The organism is Methylobacterium sp. E-025, from assembly GCF_022829705.1.
Classification (GTDB): domain Bacteria; phylum Pseudomonadota; class Alphaproteobacteria; order Rhizobiales; family Beijerinckiaceae; genus Methylobacterium.
Genome location: NZ_JAKSYR010000179.1, coordinates 26,660 through 50,257 on the forward strand (window position 1 = coordinate 26,660; position 23,598 = coordinate 50,257).

General features: G+C 72.0%; 19 protein-coding genes. 11 read left to right on the top strand and 8 right to left on the bottom strand.

The features are described 5' to 3' along the window. The first annotated feature begins 141 nt into the window (after nucleotides 1–141). Together MKK64_RS25720 and MKK64_RS25725 are read left to right on the top strand one after the other, a co-directional pair. Entirely contained in the window at nucleotides 142–1,512 is a 1,371-nt protein-coding gene (locus MKK64_RS25720) for an AMP-binding protein (protein ID WP_243938461.1), read from the top strand. Nucleotides 1,513–1,829: 317 nt separating this feature from the next. Next, nucleotides 1,830–2,174, top strand: a complete 345-nt coding sequence (locus tag MKK64_RS25725) for a hypothetical protein (protein ID WP_147729746.1) — start codon at nucleotides 1,830–1,832, stop codon at nucleotides 2,172–2,174. 27 nt (nucleotides 2,175–2,201) lie between these two features. Here the strand turns inward: MKK64_RS25725 and MKK64_RS25730 are convergent, their stop codons facing one another. Further along, nucleotides 2,202–2,498: a succinate dehydrogenase assembly factor 2 gene (locus MKK64_RS25730; RefSeq protein WP_243938463.1), complete on the bottom strand. Its 297-nt coding sequence runs from the start codon at nucleotides 2,496–2,498 to the stop codon at nucleotides 2,202–2,204. Between the two features lie 60 nt (nucleotides 2,499–2,558). Continuing rightward, nucleotides 2,559–2,909, bottom strand: a complete 351-nt coding sequence (locus MKK64_RS25735) for a 4-fold beta flower protein (RefSeq protein ID WP_147729744.1) — start codon at nucleotides 2,907–2,909, stop codon at nucleotides 2,559–2,561. Between the two features lie 231 nt (nucleotides 2,910–3,140). Between MKK64_RS25735 and recG the strand changes: the two genes are divergently transcribed. From recG to mfd, 3 genes are all read left to right on the top strand, one after another. Further along, a complete protein-coding gene (recG, locus tag MKK64_RS25740) occupies nucleotides 3,141–5,297 on the top strand; it encodes an ATP-dependent DNA helicase RecG (protein WP_243938465.1) in 2,157 nt (718 codons plus the stop codon). A gap of 186 nt (nucleotides 5,298–5,483) precedes the next feature. Then, on the top strand, nucleotides 5,484–6,701 hold the full coding sequence (locus MKK64_RS25745; protein WP_243938467.1) for a UbiH/UbiF family hydroxylase: 1,218 nt from the start codon (nucleotides 5,484–5,486) through the stop codon (nucleotides 6,699–6,701). A gap of 408 nt (nucleotides 6,702–7,109) precedes the next feature. Further along, nucleotides 7,110–10,739: a transcription-repair coupling factor gene (gene mfd / locus MKK64_RS25750; protein WP_243938468.1), complete on the top strand. Its 3,630-nt coding sequence runs from the start codon at nucleotides 7,110–7,112 to the stop codon at nucleotides 10,737–10,739. Nucleotides 10,740–10,746: 7 nt separating this feature from the next. Here mfd and MKK64_RS25755 read toward each other — a convergent pair whose 3' ends face one another. Continuing rightward, nucleotides 10,747–12,051 (bottom strand): patatin-like phospholipase family protein, encoded by a 1,305-nt coding sequence (locus MKK64_RS25755; RefSeq protein ID WP_243938470.1) that lies wholly within the window; start codon nucleotides 12,049–12,051, stop codon nucleotides 10,747–10,749. 226 nt (nucleotides 12,052–12,277) lie between these two features. On the opposite strand from MKK64_RS25755, the gene MKK64_RS25760 reads away from it, so the two are divergent. Further along, on the top strand, nucleotides 12,278–13,330 hold the full coding sequence (locus MKK64_RS25760; protein ID WP_243938472.1) for an HpcH/HpaI aldolase/citrate lyase family protein: 1,053 nt from the start codon (nucleotides 12,278–12,280) through the stop codon (nucleotides 13,328–13,330). A 111-nt stretch (nucleotides 13,331–13,441) separates the two neighbouring features. Here MKK64_RS25760 and MKK64_RS25765 read toward each other — a convergent pair whose 3' ends face one another. Beyond that, on the bottom strand, nucleotides 13,442–14,461 hold the full coding sequence (locus MKK64_RS25765) for a GlxA family transcriptional regulator (protein ID WP_243938437.1): 1,020 nt from the start codon (nucleotides 14,459–14,461) through the stop codon (nucleotides 13,442–13,444). Between the two features lie 54 nt (nucleotides 14,462–14,515). Between MKK64_RS25765 and MKK64_RS25770 the strand changes: the two genes are divergently transcribed. Further along, nucleotides 14,516–15,232 carry a DJ-1/PfpI family protein gene (locus MKK64_RS25770; RefSeq protein WP_243938474.1) on the top strand — a complete coding sequence of 239 codons (717 nt, stop codon included), beginning with the start codon at nucleotides 14,516–14,518 and terminating at the stop codon, nucleotides 15,230–15,232. A 133-nt stretch (nucleotides 15,233–15,365) separates the two neighbouring features. Then, the gene (gene hspQ, locus MKK64_RS25775) at nucleotides 15,366–15,719 is read left to right on the top strand and encodes a heat shock protein HspQ (protein WP_147728590.1); all 354 of its coding nucleotides are present in this window, start codon (nucleotides 15,366–15,368) and stop codon (nucleotides 15,717–15,719) included. 46 nt (nucleotides 15,720–15,765) lie between these two features. Here hspQ and MKK64_RS25780 read toward each other — a convergent pair whose 3' ends face one another. Together MKK64_RS25780 and MKK64_RS25785 are read right to left on the bottom strand one after the other, a co-directional pair. After that, nucleotides 15,766–16,395, bottom strand: a complete 630-nt coding sequence (locus tag MKK64_RS25780) for a nicotinamidase (RefSeq protein WP_147728589.1) — start codon at nucleotides 16,393–16,395, stop codon at nucleotides 15,766–15,768. 64 nt (nucleotides 16,396–16,459) lie between these two features. Then, entirely contained in the window at nucleotides 16,460–17,434 is a 975-nt protein-coding gene (locus MKK64_RS25785; RefSeq protein WP_243938475.1) for a quinone oxidoreductase family protein, read from the bottom strand. 277 nt (nucleotides 17,435–17,711) lie between these two features. Between MKK64_RS25785 and MKK64_RS25790 the strand changes: the two genes are divergently transcribed. Further along, nucleotides 17,712–17,990 carry a hypothetical protein gene (locus MKK64_RS25790; protein ID WP_243938477.1) on the top strand — a complete coding sequence of 93 codons (279 nt, stop codon included), beginning with the start codon at nucleotides 17,712–17,714 and terminating at the stop codon, nucleotides 17,988–17,990. 1 nt (nucleotide 17,991) lies between these two features. On the opposite strand, the gene MKK64_RS25795 is transcribed toward MKK64_RS25790, so the two are convergent. Beyond that, complete coding sequence (locus MKK64_RS25795; RefSeq protein WP_243938479.1) at nucleotides 17,992–18,810, bottom strand: DUF502 domain-containing protein; 819 nt, start codon at nucleotides 18,808–18,810, stop codon at nucleotides 17,992–17,994. A gap of 94 nt (nucleotides 18,811–18,904) precedes the next feature. Next, nucleotides 18,905–20,107, bottom strand: a complete 1,203-nt coding sequence (locus MKK64_RS25800; protein WP_243938427.1) for a PepSY-associated TM helix domain-containing protein — start codon at nucleotides 20,105–20,107, stop codon at nucleotides 18,905–18,907. 374 nt (nucleotides 20,108–20,481) lie between these two features. Here MKK64_RS25800 and MKK64_RS25805 point away from each other — a divergent pair, with 374 nt between their 5' ends. Together MKK64_RS25805 and rpsA are read left to right on the top strand one after the other, a co-directional pair. Then, on the top strand, nucleotides 20,482–21,189 hold the full coding sequence (locus MKK64_RS25805) for a DUF1013 domain-containing protein (protein ID WP_147727603.1): 708 nt from the start codon (nucleotides 20,482–20,484) through the stop codon (nucleotides 21,187–21,189). Nucleotides 21,190–21,529: 340 nt separating this feature from the next. Further along, nucleotides 21,530–23,254, top strand: a complete 1,725-nt coding sequence (gene rpsA / locus MKK64_RS25810; protein ID WP_243938481.1) for a 30S ribosomal protein S1 — start codon at nucleotides 21,530–21,532, stop codon at nucleotides 23,252–23,254. Nucleotides 23,255–23,598 lie beyond the last annotated feature (344 nt).

Sequence of the window (23,598 nt, forward strand, 5' to 3'; positions counted from 1 at the left end):
GCGGCGAAGGCATGACACCCACCGCGACACCCGGCCCCGCGCATGCGGGACATCCGCGGGTCGGCCTTAGGCGGGGGTTAACCCTAAACCCGCATCGATGACCAGTCGTCCCCGTGCGGGATGTCGGGCGACGCCCTTCGGATGGAGTTCGAGAACCCCGTGAGCGCGGCGCAGCCCTCCATCGAGCCGTCGACCGCAGGATGGGGACCGGCCGCCGATCGACGCCCCCTGCCCCGGACGGCGGCCCGCGAGCCGGTGCGGTCGCCGGCCGCCGCCGAGGTCGTCCTTCCGCGGGTGGGGCTGTGCGCGCTGCTCGCCGGAACCGCCCGCCTCGACCCCGCCCGCCTCGCCTTCTCCGACGCCGCGCCCAAGCGCGGCTGGAGCGAAAGGCCGCCGATGACCTGGACCTACGGGACGGCGGCCGAGATCGTCGGGCGGCTCGGCCGGGCCCTGCGGACGTGGCGGCTGCCGCCGGCAAGCCGGATCGGCCTGTGGTTTCCCGGAAGCACCGAGGGATTGGTCGCCCACCTCGCCGTCGAGGCGGCGGGGCACGTCCCCTGCCCGCTGCCCGCGTCCTGGACCGAGGCGCAGGCGGCGGCCGGCATCCAGGCGGCCGGCCTCTCCGCGGTGCTGACCCAGACCCATGTCGGGGCCGGCCGCCCGGCGGAGGCGATGTGCCGGATCGCGGCCGGCTATTTCGGCCTGCGCTATCTCGCCGCCTTCGGCCCGGCCGTGCCCGACGGCGTGATCAACCTCGACGCGCTCGCCCTCGACCGGGCCGGGGGCGCCGTTGCGTTGCCCGAGACCGGCGGCGGCCTCGTCAGCTTCGTGGCGGGCGATCCGGCGCGGCCGGTCCACCGGACGGGCGACGCCCTGCTCGCGGCGGTCGCCGCGCACCTGGTCTCGGCCCGGATCGAGCCCGGCGACCGCATCCTCACCCTGCTGCCGCCCTCGGATCTGCGCGGGATCGTCACCGGCCTCGGCGCGGCGCTCGCCGTCGGCGCCGACCTCGAGACGATGCCGGTCTTCGACGGAGGCGCGCTGATCGAGAGCCTGGCGCATCCGCGCCCGACCCATCTCGTCGCCCCGGCCTTCCTGGAGGGTGCGCTCGACGCCCTGCCCGCGACGACGCTGCGCTCGGTCGTCCTCGCACGCCGTGCGCCCGGGCCCGTGCCTCCGCCCGGACCGGACCCGGCACGGCCGGTGCTCGATGTGCTGGCCTTCGACGAGGATGCGATCCTCTCGGTCAGGCGCAAGGGGCCGGGCCTCGCCGGGGCGCTCACCGAGCCCGGCCACCGCGCCCTGCCCCCTTCCCTGCCCCCCGCCCTGCCCCCCGCCCTGTTCGACCTGCGCCGCGAGCCCGACGGCCGCCTCGCCTTCCGCGGCCAGGCCTGCGCGACGGCCCTGGTGCAACGCGGCGAGGCCGGCGCGTCCGAAGCCGATGAGTTTCGCGCCTCGCGCTTCCGCGTCGATCGCTTTGCCGGAACCGGGATCGCCGTGACCGAGGCCTGAGCGGCCGCTCGGGCCGCCCCGCGCCGCACCATCCGGCGCGGCGGTGCCGCGTGCCCGCCCGGCGCATCCCTCGACCGCGCATCCTCGCCCGTGAAACGAAACCGTTCCGAAAGCTCAGCGTCGCCAGGGCCTTGGCCGCCCGTGCCCGCGCCTGTGCCCGGTACGATCGATGGCGCCGGCCGCGCGGTTCATCGGACGCTCATCGAAAGGGTTTATTTTCGCATCTGCAAAGGGCGCCGGCGAACCAAACCGTTGGCGGAGGGTTTAAAGCTCAGCTCTCTTCCCAAGTGGCCTGCGATGGGGTAGCTCTCGATCTTATGGGTGCGCTGCAACAAGTGCTCGTCGTCGACGATGGTGTCCGTGCCATCGATCACTCCCTGGCCGGAGAATTGGCCGAGCTCGGCTATGCCAGCGTCACCGTCTCCCTCGAGGCGGCGGCGGACGTGCTGGCGGTGATCGCCCGGCCTGCCGCCATCCTGCTCCAGACCTCGTCGCGCCGCGATTCGAGCTATGCCCGCCTCGCAGCCCGGCTTCGTGCGCAGGTCCGCGACCAGGGCATCCCGGTCCTGGTGATCGACGGCGCGAAGGGGCGCCGCGCGGGCGCGCCGATCGACCTGATGAGCCGCATCGGCCCCTACGTCGTCAACGAACCCGACCTCTAGGCATCGCCCGGCCCGGGTGCCGATCCGCTACGAATGGATCGGCGCGTCGTGCTTGTGGAACGCCTTGAGACGGCGGAACAGCGCCGTGTCGTAGTTTGCCGGCACCTGTTCCTCCCCGACGAGCCAGCGGAACAGGTCGCGGTCCGGCACCTCGATCAGGCCCTCGAACAGGTCGAGATCCGCATCGCTCATGCTGCCGATCTCGGCGTCGGCGAAGCGCCCCATGATCAGGTCCATCTCGCGGATGCCCCGGTGCCAGGCGCGGAACAGCGTGCGGCGGCGGCGGGGATCGAGATCCGCGCTGGTGCGGGTGGTGCCGGACATCGTGAGGGCCTTCGGATCGCTGGAGACAAACCGTGATCCGAGGATCACGGGACGAAAGGCTCAGACCAGGCCCGCGAAGGCGGTCTCGGACCACGCCGCGGACGGCCCGGGCGGGGCCGGGACGGGATCGCGCGGGCCGACCGGCGGCTTGTGCCCGCGCTGGCCCTTGGCGACCCGGGTGCCGCGGTCCGGCTTGGCCGGGCCGCCGACCGCATCGAACTCGAACAGCAGCCGGTTCCCGCGCGCGTCGCTGATCCATCCGTCGGAGAACCAGCCGACGAAGCGGCCCGAATAGGCGAAGACCTTGTCGTCGTCGATGATCGCCGCGGGCCGCCCATCCCAGTGGTAGACCGCCCGGCCGTCGTCGCAGAAGGCGGATGGACGTCCCTCCCGGTCGAAAAACTCGATCATCGCCTTGGCTCCCGCCGCCGGCCGCGCCGAGCGCCGCCACCGTCCGTATCTAAGCCATCGCGGCCGACCTGCCAGCCGGCCGCATCCGGGCGCCGGGCACAGGATCCTCCGATCCGCCGATCACGGGAGGGCGACGCGGCGCGCCAGCGTCGAGCGGCCGCGCGCGACGGGGCGGGATGCACGGGCTATTAGGGCCCGCCGGGCAGGATGGGCCGAACGAGCGGATTGGCGATGCGCGACGAGACGGCCCCTGCGCTCCTGCGCCCCAGCATCCTCGATCCGCTGTTCGCGCCCGCGCGCGGGCTGCCGGGCGTCGGCGCGAAGATGGCGCCCATGATCGAGCGGCTGCTCGGCACGCCCGAGCGGCCGGCCCGCATCGTCGACCTGCTGTTCCACCTGCCGCAGGGCGGCATCGCGCAGAAGCTCGTCGGCTCGGTCGGCGAGGCCCCTGTGGGCGAGCCGGTCACCGTCGGCGTCACCGTCTCGCATCACCGGCCGGCCGGGACCGGGCCGGGCAGGCGCCCGCACCGGGTGCTGGTCGAGGACGAGACCGGCGACATCACCCTGGTGTTCTTCGGGATGCCGGCGGCGCGGGTCGAGAAGATGCTGCCGCTGGGCAGCCACCGCTACGTCACCGGCCGCATCGACCTCTGGGACGGCAGCCGCCAGATGGTGCATCCCTCCCGCATCGTCGACGCGGAAGGCCTGGCCGCCCTGCCCTCCGTCGAGCCGGTCTACGGCGCCACGGAAGGCCTGACCTCGCGGGCGATCGGCAAGCTGGCGGTGGCCGCCCTGGAGCGGCTGCCGGTGCTGCCGGAGTGGCAGGACCCGGCCTGGCTGCGGCAGAACCGGCTGCCGCCCTTCGCCGACGCGCTGCGCGCCGAGCACCGGCCCGAGGAGGCGCCCAAGCCCTCGACGCTGGGCCCCAACGGCGTCGCGGTCCCGCCGCCCGCGACGCCGTCGCGAAAACGGCTGGCCTACGACGAGCTTCTGGCCTCGCAACTGGCTTTGGCGCTGATGCGGGCGCGCAGCCGCCGCAAGCCCGGACGGGTCAACGCCGGCGACGGCCGCCTCTCCGCCCGGATCGAGGCGGGGCTGCCCTTCGCGCTGACCGGCGCGCAGGCGCGCGCCGTCGCCGAGATTCGCGGCGATCTGGCCTCCGACAAGCGGATGCTGCGCCTGCTCCAGGGCGATGTCGGGTCGGGCAAGACCGCCGTGGCGCTCCTCGCCATGGCCTCGGCCTGCGAGGCCGGCCGGCAGGCGGCGCTGATGGCCCCGACCGAGATCCTGGCACGCCAGCACTTCGAGCGCCTGAAGCCGCTGGCCGGCGCCCTGCGCCTGCGCCTGATGACCGGCCGGGACCGCGCCGCCGAGCGCCGGGCGACGCTGGCCGACCTCGCCGCCGGCGAGATCGACATCCTGGTCGGCACCCACGCCCTGTTCCAGGACAGCGTGGTGTTCGCCGATCTCGGGCTGGCGGTGGTCGACGAGCAGCACCGGTTCGGCGTCCACCAGCGCCTCGCGCTCGGCGCCAAGGGCGCGGCGGTCGACATTCTCGTCATGACCGCGACCCCGATCCCGCGGACGCTGGCGCTGACCTGCTTCGGCGACATGGACGTCTCGGTCCTCGACGAGAAGCCGGCCGGACGGCAGCCGATCCGGACGATCACCATCCCGACCGAGCGCATCGACGAGGTCGTGGCCGGCCTCCACCGCGCGCTCCAGGGCGGCGAGCGCGTCTACTGGATCTGCCCGCTGGTGGCCGAATCGGAGTTCGTCGACCTCGCCGCGGCGGAGGAGCGCTTCGAGGACCTGAAGCAGCATTTCGGGGCCGAGGTCGGGCTGATCCACGGCAAGATGCCCGGCGCCGACAAGGATGCGGCGATGGCTCGCTTCGCTGCGGGCGAGACCCGGGTCCTGGTCTCGACCACCGTGGTCGAGGTCGGGGTCGACGTGCCGGAGGCGACGATCATGGTGATCGAGCATGCCGAGCGCTTCGGGCTGGCCCAGCTCCACCAGCTGCGCGGCCGGGTCGGGCGCGGCGCGAAGGCCTCGTCCTGCCTGCTGCTCTATCGCGGGCCGCTCGGCCAGGTGTCGAAGGCCCGCCTCGAGATGATGCGCGAGAGCGAGGACGGGTTTCGCATCGCCGAGGCCGATCTGCGGCTGCGCGGCGAGGGCGAGGTGCTCGGCACCCGCCAATCCGGCCTCGCGGCCTTCCGGCTCGCCCGACTGGAGAGCGACGGCGCCCTGCTGGAGGTCGCCCGCGACGACGCACGGCTGATCGTCGAGCGCGATCCGACCCTGCGGACCGAGCGGGGCCAGGCGCTGCGGGTGCTGCTCTACCTGTTCGAGCGCGACGCCGCGATCCGGCTGCTCGGGGCCGGCTAGAGCATCGTCGAGCGAGGTGGATTCCCGCTGGCGTGACGACGATGCGCCCTGGAGACGAGAGCGAGCCGTGTCCGTGATTGACGGATCACGGACCACGCTCTCGCCGGCGCGGGTTGCCGCAGCATGGGCGACAGGCGCGCGCGATCGCCCTAGATCCGTTTGGGTCGTACCAAGGATTCTCCGCCCGTGCCCCAGCCGCCCCGACAGGACAGGACGTTTGCCGTCGCGGTGGTCGGCGCCGGCGCCGCGGGCCTCGCCGCCGCCCTGGCGCTCGCCCGCGACGGCGTGCCCACGGCCCTGGTCGGACGCCATGCACCCGTGGCCGACGGGCGCACCGTCGCCCTGCTCGACGGGTCCGTGCGCTTCCTCGCGGCGCTGAAGGCCTGGGGCGGCATCGCCCCGCAGGCCGGCCCGCTGGCGACGCTGCAGATCATCGACGACACCGGCAGCCTGTTCCGCCCCCCGCCCGCGCGCTTCCAGGCCGGCGAGATCGGGCTGGAAGCGTTCGGCTGGAACGTCGAGAGCCGGCTCCTGGTCGAGTCCCTGCGCCGGCAGGCACGCGCCACCGAGAACCTCACGCTGTTCGAGAGCGATGCCGCGGAAGCCGTTCCTGGCGAAGAGGTTTCCGAGGTTCGGCTCGTCGATGGGGGGCGCGTCTCGGCACAGCTCGTCGTCGCCGCGGACGGGGGGCGGTCGCCGTTGCGGAGCGCGAGCGGCATCCGGGTGCGGGACTGGTCCTACCCGCAATCCGCGATCACCACGATCCTCGCGCACGACCGCCCGCACGGCGACGTCTCGACCGAGTTCCACACCCGCGGAGGCCCCTTCACCCTGGTGCCGCTGCCGGGGAACCGCTCGAGCCTGGTCTGGGTCGCGGCCGAGGGCGTCGCGCGCCGGCTCGCCGCGCTCGACGACGCGGCGCTGGCCGAGGCGGTCACGCGCCAGGCGCAGGGCATGCTCGGGACGATGCGGATCGACGGCCCCCGCGGCCTGGTGCCGATGCGCGGCCTCTCCGTGGCGACCCCGACCGCCCACCGCCTCGCCCTGATCGGCGAGGCCGCCCACGTCTTCCCGCCGATCGGCGCGCAAGGCCTGAACCTCGGATTGCGGGATGCCGCCGCCCTTCGGGACGCGGTGCTCGGTGCCACCCGCGAGCGCCGCGATCCGGGCTCCCGCGCGGCGTTGTCCGGCTTCGCCCGCGCCCGCCGGCTCGACGCGGCGCTGCGATCCACGGCGGTCGACACGCTCAACCGGAGCCTGCTCGCCGACCTCGTGCCCGTCGACGCGCTGCGCGGCTTCGGCCTGCTGGCGATGAGCGCGATCGGGCCCTTGCGCCGCGCCGTGATGCGCGAGGGCGTCCTGCCGCGGCTCGGCGCACCCGAGCAGATGCGGGCCGCGCGCTGAACGGAAAAACTCTTTTTTACGTGTGGGTTGTCCCTATCGGCTCGCGTTGGGCATCAAGCGTTTCGGCGCGAAAATCGGGTGCGCGTCCCTCCTGCGATCCGCCCCTGCGACACCGGCATGCGGGGCACCGACCCGAGCCGCTCCGTGCTGGCCCTGTCGGCGCAAGAGCCGACGGGTCCGCCTCGGGAAAAAACGATCGAAAATCGCTGATTTCGAGTAGGTTGCCTCGAAAAGCTCATCCCATGCATTCGTCCGGTCGGACCATGGCGGCCCAGGTCGGAGCGCCGCATCGTCGGATCGCCGCCTCCTGACACCCTGCCTTCCGGTCTATACATCCCGTTTCGTGGGCTCCACGTCCCGCCCCCGGGCATCGCCTGCCCGCCCGATTCGACGACGAACAGACACCCGATGGCCAAGCCCGCATCCAAGACGTCCGCATCCAAGACGCCCGCGCCCCCGGTCCCCGCGCCGAAGGTTCAGACGGCGCGCTTCGCGCTTCCCAAGTCCGGGCCGCTGGCGCGGATCCGCGACGCATTCGCGCGCGGCGAGAGCCCGACGCTGGCCGGCGTCCCGGACGGGTTCGACGCCCTGGTGGTGGCCGACCTCGCGCGCGCCCTGAGCGCCGGCTTCGAGGGGCCGGCGGTGCTGGTCCACGTCGCCCGCGATTCCGGGCGCTCGGCGGCCTTCGTCAACGCCCTGAAGTTCGTCGCGCCCGAGATCGAGGCGATGAGCGTGCCGGCCTGGGATTGCCAGCCCTACGACCGGGTCTCGCCCAACGGCGCCACGGCGGCGCAGCGCATGACCGCGTTCTCGCGGCTGACGCGCACGCGTTCCTCGGAGGCCGCGCCCCGCATCGTCTGCACCACGGTCAACGCCCTGATCCAGCGCGTTCCGCCGATGAAGCGCATCGCCGTCGAGACCTTCTCCGTCGCGATCGGCAACGTCGTCTCGATGGACAAGGTCGTGGCCTGGGTCGAGGCCAACGGCTTCCTGCGCACCGGGACGGTGCGCGACACCGGCGAGTACGCCGTGCGCGGCGGCATCCTCGACCTGTCGCCGCCGGGGCTCCCGAACCCGATCCGCCTCGACTTCTTCGGCGACACGCTGGAATCGATCCGCGCCTTCGATCCGGAGACGCAGCGCACCGTCGGCCAGCTCCGCTCCCTCGATCTCGTGCCGATGAGCGAGGTCCAGCTCACCACCGAGACCATCCGGCGCTTCCGCCAGGGCTACGTCGCCAATTTCGGGGCCGCGACCCGCGACGACCGCCTCTACGAGACCGTGAGCGAGGGCCGGCGCTATGCCGGCCTCGAGCACTGGATGCCGCTGTTCTACGAATCCCTCGACACCCTGTTCGACTACGTCGCCGGGGTGCCGATGGTGTTCGAGCCGCAGATCGAGGATGCGGCCGCCGAGCGGCTGGCCCTGATCCAGGACTACTTCCAGGCTCGCGAAGGCGCGCGCAAGACCCCGCAATCGGGCGTCGCGCCCTACAAGCCGCTGCCGCCGCGCGCCCTCTACCTGACCCAGAACGAGCTGCGCGACCGGATCGCGGCCTGCTCCGTCGCCCGGCTGACCCCGTTCGCGGTGCCCGAGGGCGGAGCCGGCGGCCCGGCCATCGATTGCGGCGCCGAGCCCGGCCGCACCTTCGCCGCCGAGCGCGCGAGCGAGGGGACGAGCGTCTTCGACGCGGCGGTGGCGCACGTGAAGGATCTGCAGGGATCCGGTCATCACGTGATCCTCGGATCCTGGTCCGAAGGCTCGCGCGACCGGCTCTGCGGCGTGCTCGCCGACCACGGCCTCAGGAAGCCGATGGCGATCTCGCGCCTGTCGGACGTCTACGCGCTGAAGCGCGGCACCGACGTCGCCGTCGCGGTCTGGGGCCTCGAATCGGGCTTCACCGCCGGCCAGCTCGCCGTGATCTCGGAAGGCGACATCCTCGGCGACCGGCTGGTGCGCCAGAAGCGGAAGTCCAAGCGCCCGCAGGACGTCATCCTGGAGGTGCAGGCGCTTCAGCCCGGCGACCTCGTCGTGCACGCCGACCACGGCATCGGCCGGTTCGTCGGCCTGAAGACGGTGACGGCGGCCGGCGCCCCGCACGATTGCCTGGAGCTGCAATACGCCACCGGCCTGCTGCTGCTGCCGGTGGAGAACATCGAGCTCCTGACCCGCTACGGCTCCGAGGATTCCGAGGTGGCGCTGGACCGCCTCGGCGGCGCCGGCTGGCAGGCCCGCAAGGCGCGGATGAAGAAGCGCATCCTCGAGATGGCCGGCGAGCTCATCAAGGTCGCCGCCCAGCGCTTCGTGCGGCAGGCGCCGCGGCTGGTGCCGCCCGAGGGCCTCTACGGCGAGTTCGCCGCCCGCTTCGCCTTCGAGGAGACCGAGGACCAAGCCAACGCGATCGAGGCGGTGCTCTCGGACCTCAACGAGGGCCGCCCGATGGACCGGCTCGTCTGCGGCGACGTCGGCTTCGGCAAGACCGAGGTGGCGCTCCGCGCCGCCTTCGCCGCCGCGATCTCCGGGCGGCAGGTTGCGGTGGTGGTGCCGACCACCCTGCTCGCGCGCCAGCACTTCCGCACCTTCGCCGAGCGCTTCAAGGGCCTGCCGATCCAGGTGGCGCAGCTGTCGCGCTTCGTCGGCGCGGCCGAGATGAAGCAGACCCGCGCCGGGCTCGCCGACGGCACCGTCGACATCGTGGTCGGCACCCATGCGGTGCTGGCCAAGACCATCGCCTTCAAGGACCTCGGCCTGATCATCGTCGACGAGGAGCAGCATTTCGGCGTCAGCCACAAGGAGCGCCTGAAGGCGCTGCAGGCCGACGTGCACGTGCTGACGCTCTCGGCCACCCCGATCCCGCGGACGCTGCAGCTGGCGATGACGGGCGTACGCGACCTCTCGATCATCGCGACCCCCCCGGTGGACCGCCTGGCGGTGCGCACCTTCGTGACGCCGTTCGATCCGCTGACCATCCGCGAGGCGCTGCTGCGCGAGCGCTACCGCGGCGGCCAGTCGTTCTACGTGGTGCCGCGGATCGAGGATCTGGCCGAGGTGAAGCGCTTCCTCGACACCGAGATGCCCGAGACCACGGTGGCGGTCGCCCACGGGCAGATGGCGGCGGGCCAGCTCGAGGACGTGATGACCGCGTTCTACGAGGGCAAGTACGACGTGCTGCTCTCGACCACGATCGTCGAATCCGGTCTCGACATCCCCACCGCCAACACGCTGATCGTCCACCGGGCCGACATGTTCGGCCTGGCCCAGCTCTACCAGCTCCGCGGCCGCGTCGGCCGCTCCAAGGCCCGCGCCTACGCCCTGTTCACGACGCCGGCCAACCGCACCCTGAGCGCCCAGGCCGAGCAGCGCCTCACCGTGCTGCAGACGCTCGACACGCTCGGCGCCGGCTTCCAGCTGGCCTCCCACGACCTCGACATCCGCGGCGCCGGCAACCTGCTCGGCGACGCGCAGTCCGGCCACATCAAGGAGGTCGGCTACGAGCTCTACCAGCAGATGCTGGAGGACGCGGTCACCGCGCTCAAGGCCGGCTACGAGGAGCCGGTGGAGGAGGCGTGGTCGCCGACCATCGCGCTCGGCGCCCCGGTCACCATCCCCGAGACCTATGTCGAGGATCTCGGCGTGCGGCTCGCCCTCTACCGCCGGCTCTCGACCCTGGAGAACGACGCCGAGATGGAGGCGTTCGGCGCCGAGCTGATCGACCGCTTCGGGCCGCTGCCGCCGGAGGTGGAGCAGCTGCTCAAGATCGTGACGATCAAGATCCTGTGCCTGGCCGCCAACATCGCCAAGGTCGAGGCCGGGCCGAAGGGCGTCGTGGTCCACTTTCGCGACAAGTCGTTCGCGAACCCGCAGGGGCTGGTCGCCTACGTCGCCGAGCAGGCCTCGTTCGCGAAGGTCCGGCCCGACATGAGCGTGGTCTTCATCCGCGAGCTCGACTCGATCCCGGCCCGGCTCAAGACCGCGACGCAGGTGGTGCGGGCGCTGGCAGGGATCGCCGAGCGCGGGGGGAAGAAGAAGGCGGCGTAAGCGCCGCTCAGCGCGTCGCCAGGGCCTGCGATGCGTCCGGTCGCGATGCGTCCAGGCGCGGCGTCGCCGGCTGCGGGGCCTTCGGATGCAGCGCGCCGAGCGAGCCGGTCGGCAGGTTCGACGAGCCCTCGGCCAGCGCCTCCGGTCCGCCGAAGGCCGTGCCCTCCTGGCCGAGCTTCTCCGCGTGGGCGAACAGCGCCTTCATGTAGCGCTGGTCGAACGGGGCCGGCGAGGTGTCGGTGAAGCGGTCGTCGATCTCGGCGACCTTCAGGTCGATGGATTCGCGGCGGGCGAAGGCGTCGGCGAGCGCCAGGGCGTCGCGCGTCTGCGCCTTGATCGCCGACGACATCGCCCGGCCGAGCACCGAGAGGGTCGTGTGCGTCGCCATCTGGAAGTACGGCGCGAGCTTGTTGTTGACGACGAGGTAGACCGTCCGGGCCGGGATCCTGACCCCGCCGGCACCCGTCTGCGCCGCGATCAGCGCCGGCTTCGGCGCGAGGAAGAACGGCGCCGTGGTGCCGCCGTCGACGTGCATCTCCTGGATCGTCTTGCCCTGGTTCGTCTTGCCGTCGACGGTCGTCGAGTCGATCGAGACGGGCGGGAACACGCCCGGCACGGCGGACGAGGCCAGCACGATCGACCGGAACAGGTTCAGCGCCTTGTCGTCGCCGATCGTCGCGATCGCGCCCATGTCCCACAGCACAGGGCGCTCGGTGTCGAGCTCGGTGGTGGCGACCAGCAGGCGCCGGCCCTTGGCGTGCTCGGCGGCGATCGCCTTGAGCAGGCGCGGCGTCACCGCCTTCTCGATCCGGCGCTTGAGCGGCCAGGTGTCGGTCAGGGCCTCGGCGGAGCCGCCGAACTCGAACACGTCCGCCGCCGAGACCGTGGTGTAGGCCTCGCGCAGGGCGGCATCGCCGGCGGCACCGATGAAGGCGAAGGGGGCGATCAGGGCGCCCGTCGAGACGCCGGTGATCACGCCGAAGGCCGGGCGGCGCCCGCTCGCGCTCCAGCCGGAGAGGAGGCCCGCGGCGAAGGCGCCGTTCTCGCCGCCGCCGGACAGCACGAGCCAGGGGTCGGCCGCCGCGGACGCCCCGTCGATCAGCGCCTGGAAGGCCTGCCCGTCGTCGCCGGCGATGCGGATCGCGCCCTTTAGGGCGGCAGGACGCGCCGTCGCGATCTCGCCGGCGGTGAACGCCGTGCGCTCGGTGCGTTTGGCAGTATCCGATCCGGCACGGGAAAGGTCAGGCGCACCGATTCCAAGTGCAAGGATCGTCGCGCAAAGCGCGAGCTGACGCGTCTTCGAAGAGGGCATAGCCCGTTTCCCGATACCGATTGACCCGCCTCGGTTCGAAAACGCTGCGCCGTCCGCCGTGTTCCCGCAACCGGGCACGACCACCGAGCCGGCCGCGCCATTCGTGCGGCAGCGCACCATGACGCTTGCCACGCGGATCGCTTTACGCCGGGCCTGTGCTTGCACTAACCGGACGAACCGGTCCGTCACGCCGACTCGGCAAGCCGACCTGCAACGAGGTTCTTCCATGAAACTGCCGCGCCGCTTCTTCCAGCCGCTCGCCGCCGGCGCGCCCGAGCCCTTCCGCGAGCTGCCGGTGCGGCTGGAGCGGATGATCCACTTCGTGCCGCCCCACAACGACAAGGTCCGCGCCCGCGTGCCGGAGCTCGCGCCGACCGTCGACGTCGTGCTCGGCAACCTCGAGGACGCGGTGCCGATGGACCAGAAGGAGGCGGCCCGGAAGGGCTTCGTCCAGATGGCGCAGGCGACCGACTTCTCGGCGACCGGCACCGGCCTGTGGAGCCGCATCAATGCGCTGAACTCGCCGTGGTTTCTCGACGACCTGTTCGAGCTCGTGGCCGCCGTCGGCTCGAAGCTCGACGTAGTGATGATTCCCAAGGTCGAGGGCCCGTGGGACATCCACTACGTCGACCAGCTGCTCGCCCAGCTCGAGGCGCGCCACGGCGTGACGAAGCCGATCCTGATCCACGCGATCCTGGAGACGGCCGAAGGCGTCGCCAACGTCGACGCCATCGCCTGCGCGTCGCCCCGCATGCACGGCATGAGCCTCGGCCCCGCCGACCTGGCGGCGTCCCGCGGCATGAAGACCACCCGCGTCGGCGGCGGCCACCCGGAATACCGCGTGATCGCCGACCCGGCCGGCGAGGGCGTCGCCCGCGCCTCCGCCCAGCAGGACCTCTGGCACTACACCATCGCGAAGATGGTCGACGCCTGCATGGCCAACGGCATCAAGGCCTTCTACGGCCCGTTCGGCGACTTCTCCGACGGCCCGGCCTGCGAGGTCCAGTTCCGCAACGCCTTCCTCATGGGCTGCGCCGGCGCCTGGACGCTGCATCCGAACCAGGTCGCCATCGCCAAGCGCGTCTTCGCCCCCGATCCGGACGAGGTGGCCTTCGCCGCCCGCATCGTCGCGGCGATGCCCGACGGCACCGGCGCGGTGATGCTCGACGGCAAGATGCAGGATGACGCCACCTGGAAGCAGGCCAAGGTCATCGTCGACCTGGCCAAGCTCGTGGCGGCCAAGGACCCGGAGCTGGCCGCGGTGTACAAGCTCGGCTGATGACCAGACCTCGATGAGCCCGACGCATCGAGGCTTGGCCCCCGCGACCGCGGGGCGGCGGCTCTCCGCCGGACCTCACGGGTTCTCGCCCATGAGGTCCGGCATGAGCCGTCACGGCCCGAACCGGCTTCGGTAATCCTGCGGCAGCGCAGCGACGAGCCGCAGGAAGCTGCGGCGCATGGTTTCCTCCGAGCCGAAGCCGCAGGCCTGCGCGATGCGCTTCACCGGGCGCCTGGTCTCGGACAGCGCCCGTTGCGCCGCCTCCACCCGCAGGCGCTCCACCCCCTTGGCCGGCGTCAGCCCGGTCGCCGCGCGGTAGTGCCGGCCGAGGCTGCGCTCGCTCATGCCCGCCACCGCCGCCAGCGCCGGAAGCGAGAGGTCGCCGGCCAGGTTCTCCCGGATCCAGGCATGGAGGGCGTCGAACCGGTCGTCGCCGGCCTGGAGCGCGAGCGCCGCGCTGAACTGCGCCTGCCCGCCGGGGCGCTTGAGGAACATCACGAGATGGCGGGCGACGCCGAGCGCCAGCGCACGGCCGAGATCCTGTTCCACCAGCGCCAGCGCCAGGTCGATGCCGGCGGTGATCCCCGCCGAGGACCAGACCGGGCCGTCCTGCACGAAGATCGGGTCCGGCTCGACGCGCGCCAGCGGATAGAGTTCGGCGAGCCGCTCGCAATGGGCCCAGTGGGTGGCCGCCCGGCGCCCGTCGAGGAGCCCTGCCGCCCCGAGCAGGAAGGCGCCGGTGCAGACCGAGGCGACCCGCCGCGCCCGCGCCGCCCGCGCCCGCATCCAGTCGACGAGGTCCGCGTCGGCCGAGGCCGCGACGACGCCGGGGCCGCCGGCGACGATCAGCGTGTCGAGCGGGGCGTCGCGGTCGGGCAGGGGGTCGACCGCCAGCCGCAGGCCCGCGGACGAGGTCAGCGCGCCGTCGCCCCAGCCGACCACACGCGGCGCGTAGGGCCGCGAGCCCCGTGCCTGCTCGTTGGCCGTCGCGAAGACCTGCAGCGGACCGGCCACGTCGAGCAGTTGCACGGACGGAAAGGCCAGCACCTCGACGATGCGGGGCGATCCGGCATGGGTTCGAACGGTATGGGTTCGAGCGGCATCTGGCTGGAAACGAGGGTCGTCTGGCATCCCGGCCAGATCTTGAGGCTTTAGGGTGTCCCTGTCCACCACGGAGACCCCGCGATGATCCCCCCCGAGACCCACCTGCAGATCGGCTCGCTCCTGTTCGAGGGGCTGGACCAGATCGACCTCACCGGCCCGTTCGAGGTGCTGTCCCGCATCCCGAACGCGACCTACCGGATCTACGCCCCGACCCCCGAGAGCGTGCGCGACGTCCGCGGCCTGCGGCTCACCCCCGACGCGGCCTTGGCCGATGCGCCGCAGCTCGACGTGCTGCACGTGCCCGGCGGCTTCGGCCAGGAGGCGCTGATGCGGGACGAGGCCGTGCTCGGCTGGATCCGGCGGCAGGCGGGGGGAGCCGGGCACGTCTTCTCGGTCTGCACCGGCGCCCTGCTCCTCGGCGGTGCCGGGCTGCTGAGGGGGCGCCGGGCGACGACGCATTGGAGCGCCTTCGCGCTGCTGCCGTATTTCGGCGCGCAGCCCGTCGACCGGCGCGTCGTGGTCGACGGGTCGTGGGTGTTCGCGGCCGGCGTCACCGCGGGCATCGACGGCGCGCTGCAGCTTGCGGCCGAGCTGCGCGGCCCGGAGGTCGCCCAGGCGATCCAGCTCGGCATGGAATACGCCCCCGAGCCGCCCTTCGACAGCGGCACGCCGCGGACCGCCCCGGCCGCGATCCTCGAGCGGGCGCGCACCGGCGTCGCCGAGATCACCGCGCGGCGGGAGGCGACCGCACGCAGGATCGCCGCCGAGCTCGGGATCGCCCTCCCCGCCGGCGGGTGAGGCTCGCCTCGATCACGCCGGCCGCACGGGCGCGGGCGACCCGCGACGCGGGTCGGTTCCGATGCACCGCCCCCGGAACCCGGTGACAAGCCCGCCATCCGCGCCTATCTGATCCGTCATGATGGATCAGGCCATGACCGACCCGCGACCGACCGAATCGAGACTGCGCATCGCCAAGTTCGGGATCGGCGCGGTGGTGCGCCACCGGATCTACCCGTTCCGCGGCATCGTGTTCGATGTCGACCCGGTGTTCGACAACACCGAGGATTGGTGGCTGGCGATCCCCGAGGAGGCGCGTCCGCGCAAGGACCAGCCGTTCTACCACCTGCTCGCCGAGAACGCCGAGACCGAGTACGTCGCCTACGTGTCCGAGCAGAACCTGGTGCCCGACACCTCGGGCGAGAGCCTGCGCCACGCCGGCATCCCGGAGATGTTCGAGCGCGACCCCGGCGGCACCTACCGCATGCGCGACCGCACCGCGAACTGACCGTTTCGGGACGCGCGCCGTCCGAGGCTCCGAGCGCCTTCGGGGCCTACGATCCCGTGACGTCGGCGCTCGTCGCCCTGCCGATTCCGGCGGCTTCCATCCGTGCCCAGGCGGCGGCGAGCGATCCGCCCTGGTCGATCGCCCGTGTCGCGTCCGCGACGACGGCGGCCTCGAAGCCTGCCGCGCGCGCATCGAGGGCGCTCCAGGCGACGCAGTAATCGGTGGCGAGCCCGCACAGGACCACGCGCCGGACGCCGCGCTCGCGCAGGTAGCCGGCGAGCCCCGTCGGCGTCCCGTCGGCCTCGACGAAGGCCGAGTAGCTGTCGACTCCGGGGCTCAGGCCCTTCCGCAGGACGAGGGCGGCGCCGGGCAGGTCGAGGCCGGGGGCGAGCGCCGCCCCGGCGCTGCCCTGCACGCAGTGGTCAGGCCACAGCACCTGCTCGCCGTAGGCCAGCCGCACCGTCTCGAACGGCGCCCGGCCCGGATGCGCGCTCGCGAACGAGACGTGCCCGGCCGGGTGCCAGTCCTGCGTCAGCACCAGGGTCCGGAACCGCGCGGCCAGCGCCCGGATCGGCGCGACGACGGCGTCGCCGTCGGGCACTGCGAGCGCGCCGCCGGGCAGGAAGTCGTGCTGCACGTCGACGACGAGCAGGGCCTCGGCCGCGCCGACCGTCACGGGCAGCCCCCGGCTTCGGCGGAACGGCGTCCGCCCGGGATCCTCCGACCCGGCGATCCCGGGATCACGGGACCATCACCGTCGAGCCGGTGGTCTCGCGGCCGGCGAGGTCGCGGTGGACCTGCTGGGCCTCCGACAGCTTGTAGGTCCGGTTGACCGGGATCCTGACCGCCCCGCTCTGCACCACCGAGAACAGGTTCTTCGCCATCTCGGCCAGGATCTCCGGGCGGCTCGCGTAGGTGAACAGGGTCGGGCGCGTCACGTAGAGCGAGCCCTTGGCGGCGAGCAGGCCGAGGTCGAGCGCCTTGATCGGGCCGGAGGCGGAGCCGAAGCTCGCGAGCAGGCCGAGCGGGGCCAGCGAATCGAGCGAACCCATCAGCGTGTCCTGGCCGACGCCGTCGTAGACCACCGGGACGCCCTTGCCGTCGGTGATCTCGCGGACGCGGGCCGCCACGTCCTCTTCGCGGTAGAGGATGACGTGGTCGCAGCCGTGGGCGCGGGCGAGCTCCGCCTTGTCGGCCGAGCCGGCGGTGCCGATGACGGTGGCGCCGAGGTGCTTGGCCCATTGGCAGGCGATCAGGCCGACGCCGCCGGCGGCCGCGTGCCACAGGATCGTGTCGCCCGGCTTCACCGCATAGGTCCGGTGCAGCAGGTACTCGGCGGTGAGCCCCTTCAGCATCATGCCGGCGGCGGTCGAATCGTCGATCCCGTCCGGCACGTGCACGGCGGCCGAGGCCGCGATCAGCGGCTCCTCGGCGTAGGTGCCCTCCCCCGATCCGGTGGCGACCCGGTCGCCGACCGAGAACCCGGTCACGCCCTCGCCGACCGCCGTCACGGTCCCGGCGACCTCCTTGCCCGGGGTGAACGGCAGCTGTGCCGCCTTGTAGGCGCCGGAGCGGAAGTAGATGTCGATGAAGTTGACGCCGATCGCGCCGGCGCGGATGCGGATCTGGCCGGGGCCGGGCTGCGGCGTCGGCACGTCCTCGTAGGCCATCACCTCGGGGCCGCCGTAATCCTGAACGCGTATCGCCTTCGGCATCGTCGTCGCCTCTTCCTCGCGTGAGATCGTGCCCGGCGAGATAAGGGACGGGGCGCCCGGCGCAATGGCTTCGATCGGGGCGGGCGATACAGAGCGGGGCGCGCATCCCGGCGCCGCGAGCAAATCATCGATCCGGGGAGGGAACACGATCGGCCCGGACGCGGTTGAGAGGCCCACGTTGCCGAGCATGCCTTGCAGTGGCCATGTTTCAATCTTAACTGAACCTGAATGAAAGGCTGATTCGTTCAGGCCGTCACGGGAAAGATGGAGGACAGCGATGCTGACCGGACCGTTCCAACGCCTGCCGGGGTCTTCCGAGGGATGGCAGTCCCTCGCTCACGAGCCCTGGCTGCTGCCGATCTCCGACGCCGCCTCCGAGCAGGCTTCCGACGTGGGTATCGCGGTTCGCCGGGCCGCGCGGCCCCTCTGGATCGCTGCCAACGGCCTCTGCTTCGCCCTGGCGCTCCTGCTGGCCGCCGAGACCTCGACCGGCTGGATGAGCGGCAACCGCCTCGCGGCGACGCCGAAGACCGTCGTCACCGCCAGCGCCTCCTGAGTCAGACCGTTTCGCGACGCGGGGCGGCGCCTGCCGGCGGCGTCTCCCGCGACGTCTCGGGCGCGAGCCCCTGCGCCGTCCGCAGGGTCGCGGCCATGGCCTGAAGCCGGGCCTGCGGATCGTCCGGCTGGATGACGCCGGCCGACATCACCAGCTTGGCCGCATCGTCCACGCTCATCCCGACCTCGATGATGTCGGTGCGCGGCAGGTAGAAGAAGAACCCCGTGGTCGGGTTCGGCGCGCAGGGCAGGAACACGCCGACATAGTCGTTGCGGCCGTCCTCCCCTGCTTCTCCCTTGCCGCCGGGAAGCGCCGCCTGGACGTCGGGCGCGGCCGGCGCCGACAGGAACACCACCGACCAGGTTCCCTTCACCGGGAACTCGACGAGGCCGACCGTGCGGAAGGAGGTTCCGTTGGCGGAGAACAGCGTCTCGAAGATCTGCCGCAGGCCCTTGTAGAGCCCCGAGATCACGGGCGTGCGCGCCAGCAGCACCTCGCCGAACTCGATCACGCTGCGCCCGACGAGGTTCGCCGTGAGGAAGCCGAGCAGGGTCACCGCCACGAAGGCGATGAGCATGCCCAGCCCCGGGATCGAGAACGGCAGGTAATGGTCCGGCAGGTAGCTCGCCGGCACCAGCGGCTTCACGAACCCGTCGATCAGCGTGATGATCCACCACGTGATGTAGGCGGTGATCGCCAGCGGCCCCGCGACGATGATGCCGGTGAGGAAGTACGTCCGCAGCCGTCCGCGCGCGCTCACGCGGGGGCGGGGGCCCGCGGGGTCCGGCTCGAACGGCGGCAGCGTGGTCGGCGGTCTCACGGAAACCAGGGCAGCCCCCGAAGGCAAGGTCGCGAAGGCATGATGCCGGGCACGGCTCCGGTGCCCTCAGACCTACTCCCTCCGCCGGCCCGTCTCAAGGCCGCGGTTCGGCGACGAGACCGGGGCCGCGCGGCGCCGACCGTCGCGCGGCCCCGGCACGCCGGCGCAGGACGTAGAGCACGAGGCCGGTGATCGCGAGCAGCGGCATCATGAGCGCGGCGAGGCAGAAGACCAGGGCGAAGACCCCACCGAAGAAGCGCCCGCGATGGACCTCGAGCATGGACTCGGCGATCTGCCGGCCGAGCGCCTCGTCGGAGAAGCGCACGCGCGAGAGGCGGGCGCCGGTCGCGGCGTCGAAGGTCGATTCGTTGCGCGCCTTCGGGGCGTCGGACGCCGCGGCGATCCAGCGGATGCGGATCCGCGTCGCGTCGCGCCCCGGCAGCGTCACGGTCGCGAGCGCCGCCGACGCGCCCTCCTCCGCCCGGAACGCGGCCCAGGCCCTGTCCAGGGCGAGCGGGTTCTCGGTGCTCCCGACCGGGCTCGCCTCGCCTTGCCTCTCTCCCGCCTTGCGCCCGGCCGCGCGGTCCGCGCGCGCCTCGGGCGCCTTGCCCGTGAGGAGCCGGGTCGCGGCCGACCTGTACGGCTCGTAGGACCACCACAGCCCCGTCAGCGCGATCACGGCGTAGACCGGCAGCAGCCAGGTGCCGGCGACGGCGTGGAGCGACCAGTAGCGCGGGCGCCCCGGCCGGCGCAGACTCGGCCTCAGCCAGATCCGCCAGGCGTGGACCTTGGGCCAGCGCAGGTACAGGCCGGTGGCGAGGAACGCGAGCAGCGCCACCGCCGCCGCCCCGGTGATCGTCCGACCCCAGCCCCTGCCCTCCCCGGGCAGGAGCAGCCACCGGTGCAGGCCGCGGATCGTCGCGAAGGTCGCCTCGCCGCGGATCTCGCCGCGCAGCGTGCCGTCGTAGGGATCGAGGTAGACCGAGGGCGGCCGCGCGCCGGACGTGTCGTCGGCGAAGCGCACGCGGGGGACGATCGCCGGGTCGCCGGCGATCGTCAGCGTGCTCACCCTGAGGCCCGGGCGCTGCGCGCCGAGTCGCGCGACCAGCGCCTCCGGGCCGAGATGCGGCCGGTCCAGGACCGCGATCCGCGCACGGTCGGCATTGGCGAGATCGACGATGGCCTCCTCGTAGCTCATCATCGCGCCGGTGACGCCGACCACGGCGAGGACGAGACCGGCGGTGAGGCCGAGCGCCCAGTGCAGGCGGAACAGGACGGTGCGGAGGGGGACGGGCATCGCGGGCGGTACGTCATGAGAACGACGCGAAGTCAAGTCTTCCGGCGGAACCCCGAAATTCTCGACGCCGAATTACTACAATTCAGGGTAGTGTCCCCTCGCGTTGCTTGCCCGGCCACGGTCGAACGCCCTGAAACCCTTCGCCCGACACGGACGGACCGGAGGGCCGGGGCCGGTTCTTCGACCCGGCGCCGCCCGACGATCGCCCGGTCGCAGGCCGTCGAGTCGATTGCGCCCTCCGGCGGCCCCGCGTATACAAGGTCATTCCCCTTTTGAATGCGTGAGACGGGACTTTCGGATCGAGCGGTCCGGAGCCTGCGGACCGATGCCCGGCCCCGTCCGTCCACGCGTCGGTTTTGGAGCCCGTGCGAAACATGACCCAGGGTCCGCTGATGCCCAAGGCGACCGCCGTCTGGCTGGTCGAGAACACCTCGCTCGCCTTCGAGCAGATCGCCGATTTCTGCAAGCTGCACCCGCTGGAGGTGAAGGGCATCGCCGACGGCGAGGTCGCCGCCGGGATCAAGGGCTTCGATCCGATCACCGCGGGCCAGCTCACCCGCGACGAGATCGAGAAGGCGCAGAAGTCGCCGGCCTACAAGCTCAAGGTCGCGGTCTCGAAGGTGAAGCTGCCCGAGGTCAAGCGCACCACCAAGGGGCCGCGCTACACCCCGCTGTCGCGCCGCCAGGACCGCCCGAACGCGATCCTCTGGCTGCTGCGCAACCACCCCGAGCTGAAGGACGCGCAGGTGATCCGGCTCGTGGGCACCACCAAGTCGACGATCCAGCAGATCCGCGAGCGCTCGCACTGGAATTCCGGCTCGCTGCAGCCGATGGACCCGGTGACGCTCGGCCTGTGCACCCAGATCGACCTCGACTTCGAGGTCCAGCGCGCCGCCAAGGACCGGCCGGCCGCGCTCGCCGCCGATTCGGGAGCCTCGCTCCTGCCGACCGAGGTCTCCACCCGCGACGAGGCGCCCGAGGCCGACGAGCACCGCCACGGCGGCCGCGAGGAGCGGATCAACGCCGATTCGGTCTTCGCCAAGCTCAAGGGCGTCCGCCCGGCGGACGACGACGAAGACTAGATCGTACCCGGGGGGGCTCAAGTCTCCGGACCGAAGGCGTGGGCCTGCTTCGAAGGAAGCGGGCCCATTTTCGTGCCGACATCCGTTTCTGTTGAACTTCAGGGCCCGTTGCTGTAGAGAGCCGGCGTCCTTCCGGGCCGACCGCACGCGCGTGTTCTCGTGTTGCGCCGCGCCGCCCCGGGACGACCGCCCTCGGACACCGTACGAACGCGTCGGCAAGCCGATCCCATTTTCGGATCGGTCGCTCCCCCATCCGGAGCGGCAGCGGCAACGGGGGCGTTCGCAACACGAGCCGCCGACGTGAGGGCATCCCTTGAGGGATGCCCGTTCAGGAGACAGAATGACTGCTGGTACCGCTCTGCAGCGCGACGCCTACCGCGACGACTTCGCGGCGCTGCTCGAGGAATCGTTCCTCCAACACGAGATCACCGAAGGCTCCGTCGTCAAGGGTCGCGTCGTCGCGATCGAGAAGGACGTCGCGGTCATCGACATCGGCGCCAAGACCGAGGGTCGCGTCGCCCTCAAGGAATTCAACGGCCCCGGCCGCGAGGGCGACCTCGCCGTCGGCGACGAGGTCGAGGTCTACGTCGACCGCATCGAGAACGCGCTCGGCGAGGCCGTCATCTCGCGCGACAAGGCGCGCCGCGAGGAGTCGTGGGTCAAGCTCGAGAAGGCCTTCGAGGCCAACGAGCGCGTCTCCGGCACGATCTTCAACCAGGTCAAGGGCGGCTACACCGTCGACCTCGACGGCGCCGTGGCGTTCCTGCCGCGCTCCCAGGTCGACATCCGCCCGGTGCGCGACGTGACCCCGCTGCTCGGCACCCCGCAGCCGTTCCAGATCCTCAAGATGGATCGCCGCCGCGGCAACATCGTCGTCTCGCGCCGCACCGTCCTCGAGGAGAGCCGCGCCGAGCAGCGCTCCGAGCTGGTGGCCAACCTCGAGGAGGGGCAGGTCATCGACGGCGTCGTCAAGAACATCACCGAGTACGGTGCGTTCGTGGATCTGGGCGGCATCGACGGCCTGCTCCACGTCACCGACATGGCGTGGCGCCGCGTGAACCATCCGTCCGAGGTCGTGACCATCGGCCAGACGGTCAAGGTCAAGATCATCAAGATCAACCACGAGACCCACCGCATCTCGCTCGGCATCAAGCAGCTGCTCGCCGATCCGTGGGAGGGCATCGCCCAGCGCTATCCGGTCGACGCCAAGCTCAAGGGCCGCGTCACCAACATCACCGACTACGGCGCCTTCGTGGAGCTCGAGCCGGGGATCGAGGGCCTGATCCACGTCTCCGAGATGAGCTGGACCAAGAAGAACGTCCATCCCGGCAAGATCGTCTCCACCTCGCAGGAAGTGGAAGTGCAGATCCTCGAGGTCGATCCGGTCAAGCGCCGCATCTCGCTCGGCCTCAAGCAGACCCTGCAGAACCCGTGGGAGGCCTTCAACGAGAAGCATCCCGTCGGCTCCGAGGTCGAGGGCGAGGTCAAGAACAAGACCGAGTTCGGCCTGTTCATCGGCCTCGAAGGCGACGTCGACGGCATGGTCCACCTGTCGGACCTCGACTGGAACCGTCCCGGCGAGCAGGTGATCGAGGAGTTCAAGAAGGGCGACATGGTCAAGGCGCAGGTTCTCGACGTCGACGTCGAGAAGGAGCGCATCTCGCTCGGCATCAAGCAGATCGGCGGCGACCCCTTCGCGGAGGCCGGCGACGTCAAGAAGGGCCAGATCGTCACCTGCGAGGTCGTCGAGGTGAAGGATTCGGGCATCGAGGTGAAGATCGTCGACACCGACATGTCGACCTTCATCCGCCGCGCCGAGCTCGCCCGCGACCGCGGCGACCAGCGCCCCGAGCGCTTCGCCGCCGGCGAGAAGTTCGACGCCCGCGTCATCCAGTTCGACCGCAAGGCGCGCCGCGTCCAGCTGTCGATCAAGGCGCTGGAAGTCGCCGAGGAGAAGGAGGCGATGGCCCAGTTCGGCTCCGCCGATTCGGGTGCCTCGCTCGGCGACATCCTCGGTGCAGCCTTCAAGAAGGCCCGCACCAGCGACGACGTCGAGGAGAAGTAGTCCGGTCCATGCCGGCCGCCCGGTCCATCCGGGCGGCCGTCAGGTCCCGGTCGATCGAAGGCCCGCGCCGGACACCCGTCCGGCGCGGGCCTTTCGTTTGGCGGGGCAAGACGATCCGGCGGCCCATGACAGGCGCGGCGCAACCGCAAGGCGATGCGGTTTTGGCCCCCTGCGCCCCTTGCCGGTCCGTGTCCGGCAGGGCTAGAACACCGCTCGCGGGCAACCGCCCGGCGCCCACGAGCTCAAGCCTGCCAAGGACTTGGTCTGTACCGCTGCCTAAGGTGCGGACCGCGTCGCGGCACGTGAGCCTCGTGCGCCCTGCCCCGGGCATCGGTCTGCGGGTG

Coding starts and splice junctions, on each gene's coding strand:
- MKK64_RS25760 (WP_243938472.1), top strand. CDS start 12,278: ATGAAACTGCCGCGCCGCTTCTTCCAGCCGCTCGCCGCCGGCGCGCCC.
- MKK64_RS25805 (WP_147727603.1), top strand. CDS start 20,482: ATGACCCAGGGTCCGCTGATGCCCAAGGCGACCGCCGTCTGGCTGGTC.
- MKK64_RS25770 (WP_243938474.1), top strand. CDS start 14,516: ATGATCCCCCCCGAGACCCACCTGCAGATCGGCTCGCTCCTGTTCGAG.
- MKK64_RS25785 (WP_243938475.1), bottom strand. CDS start 17,434: ATGCCGAAGGCGATACGCGTTCAGGATTACGGCGGCCCCGAGGTGATG.
- MKK64_RS25790 (WP_243938477.1), top strand. CDS start 17,712: ATGCTGACCGGACCGTTCCAACGCCTGCCGGGGTCTTCCGAGGGATGG.
- recG (WP_243938465.1), top strand. CDS start 3,141: ATGCGCGACGAGACGGCCCCTGCGCTCCTGCGCCCCAGCATCCTCGAT.
- MKK64_RS25735 (WP_147729744.1), bottom strand. CDS start 2,909: ATGATCGAGTTTTTCGACCGGGAGGGACGTCCATCCGCCTTCTGCGAC.
- MKK64_RS25765 (WP_243938437.1), bottom strand. CDS start 14,461: ATGCCAGACGACCCTCGTTTCCAGCCAGATGCCGCTCGAACCCATACC.
- hspQ (WP_147728590.1), top strand. CDS start 15,366: ATGACCGACCCGCGACCGACCGAATCGAGACTGCGCATCGCCAAGTTC.
- MKK64_RS25800 (WP_243938427.1), bottom strand. CDS start 20,107: ATGCCCGTCCCCCTCCGCACCGTCCTGTTCCGCCTGCACTGGGCGCTC.
- MKK64_RS25755 (WP_243938470.1), bottom strand. CDS start 12,051: ATGCCCTCTTCGAAGACGCGTCAGCTCGCGCTTTGCGCGACGATCCTT.
- MKK64_RS25725 (WP_147729746.1), top strand. CDS start 1,830: ATGGGTGCGCTGCAACAAGTGCTCGTCGTCGACGATGGTGTCCGTGCC.
- mfd (WP_243938468.1), top strand. CDS start 7,110: ATGGCCAAGCCCGCATCCAAGACGTCCGCATCCAAGACGCCCGCGCCC.
- MKK64_RS25720 (WP_243938461.1), top strand. CDS start 142: ATGGAGTTCGAGAACCCCGTGAGCGCGGCGCAGCCCTCCATCGAGCCG.
- MKK64_RS25730 (WP_243938463.1), bottom strand. CDS start 2,498: ATGTCCGGCACCACCCGCACCAGCGCGGATCTCGATCCCCGCCGCCGC.
- rpsA (WP_243938481.1), top strand. CDS start 21,530: ATGACTGCTGGTACCGCTCTGCAGCGCGACGCCTACCGCGACGACTTC.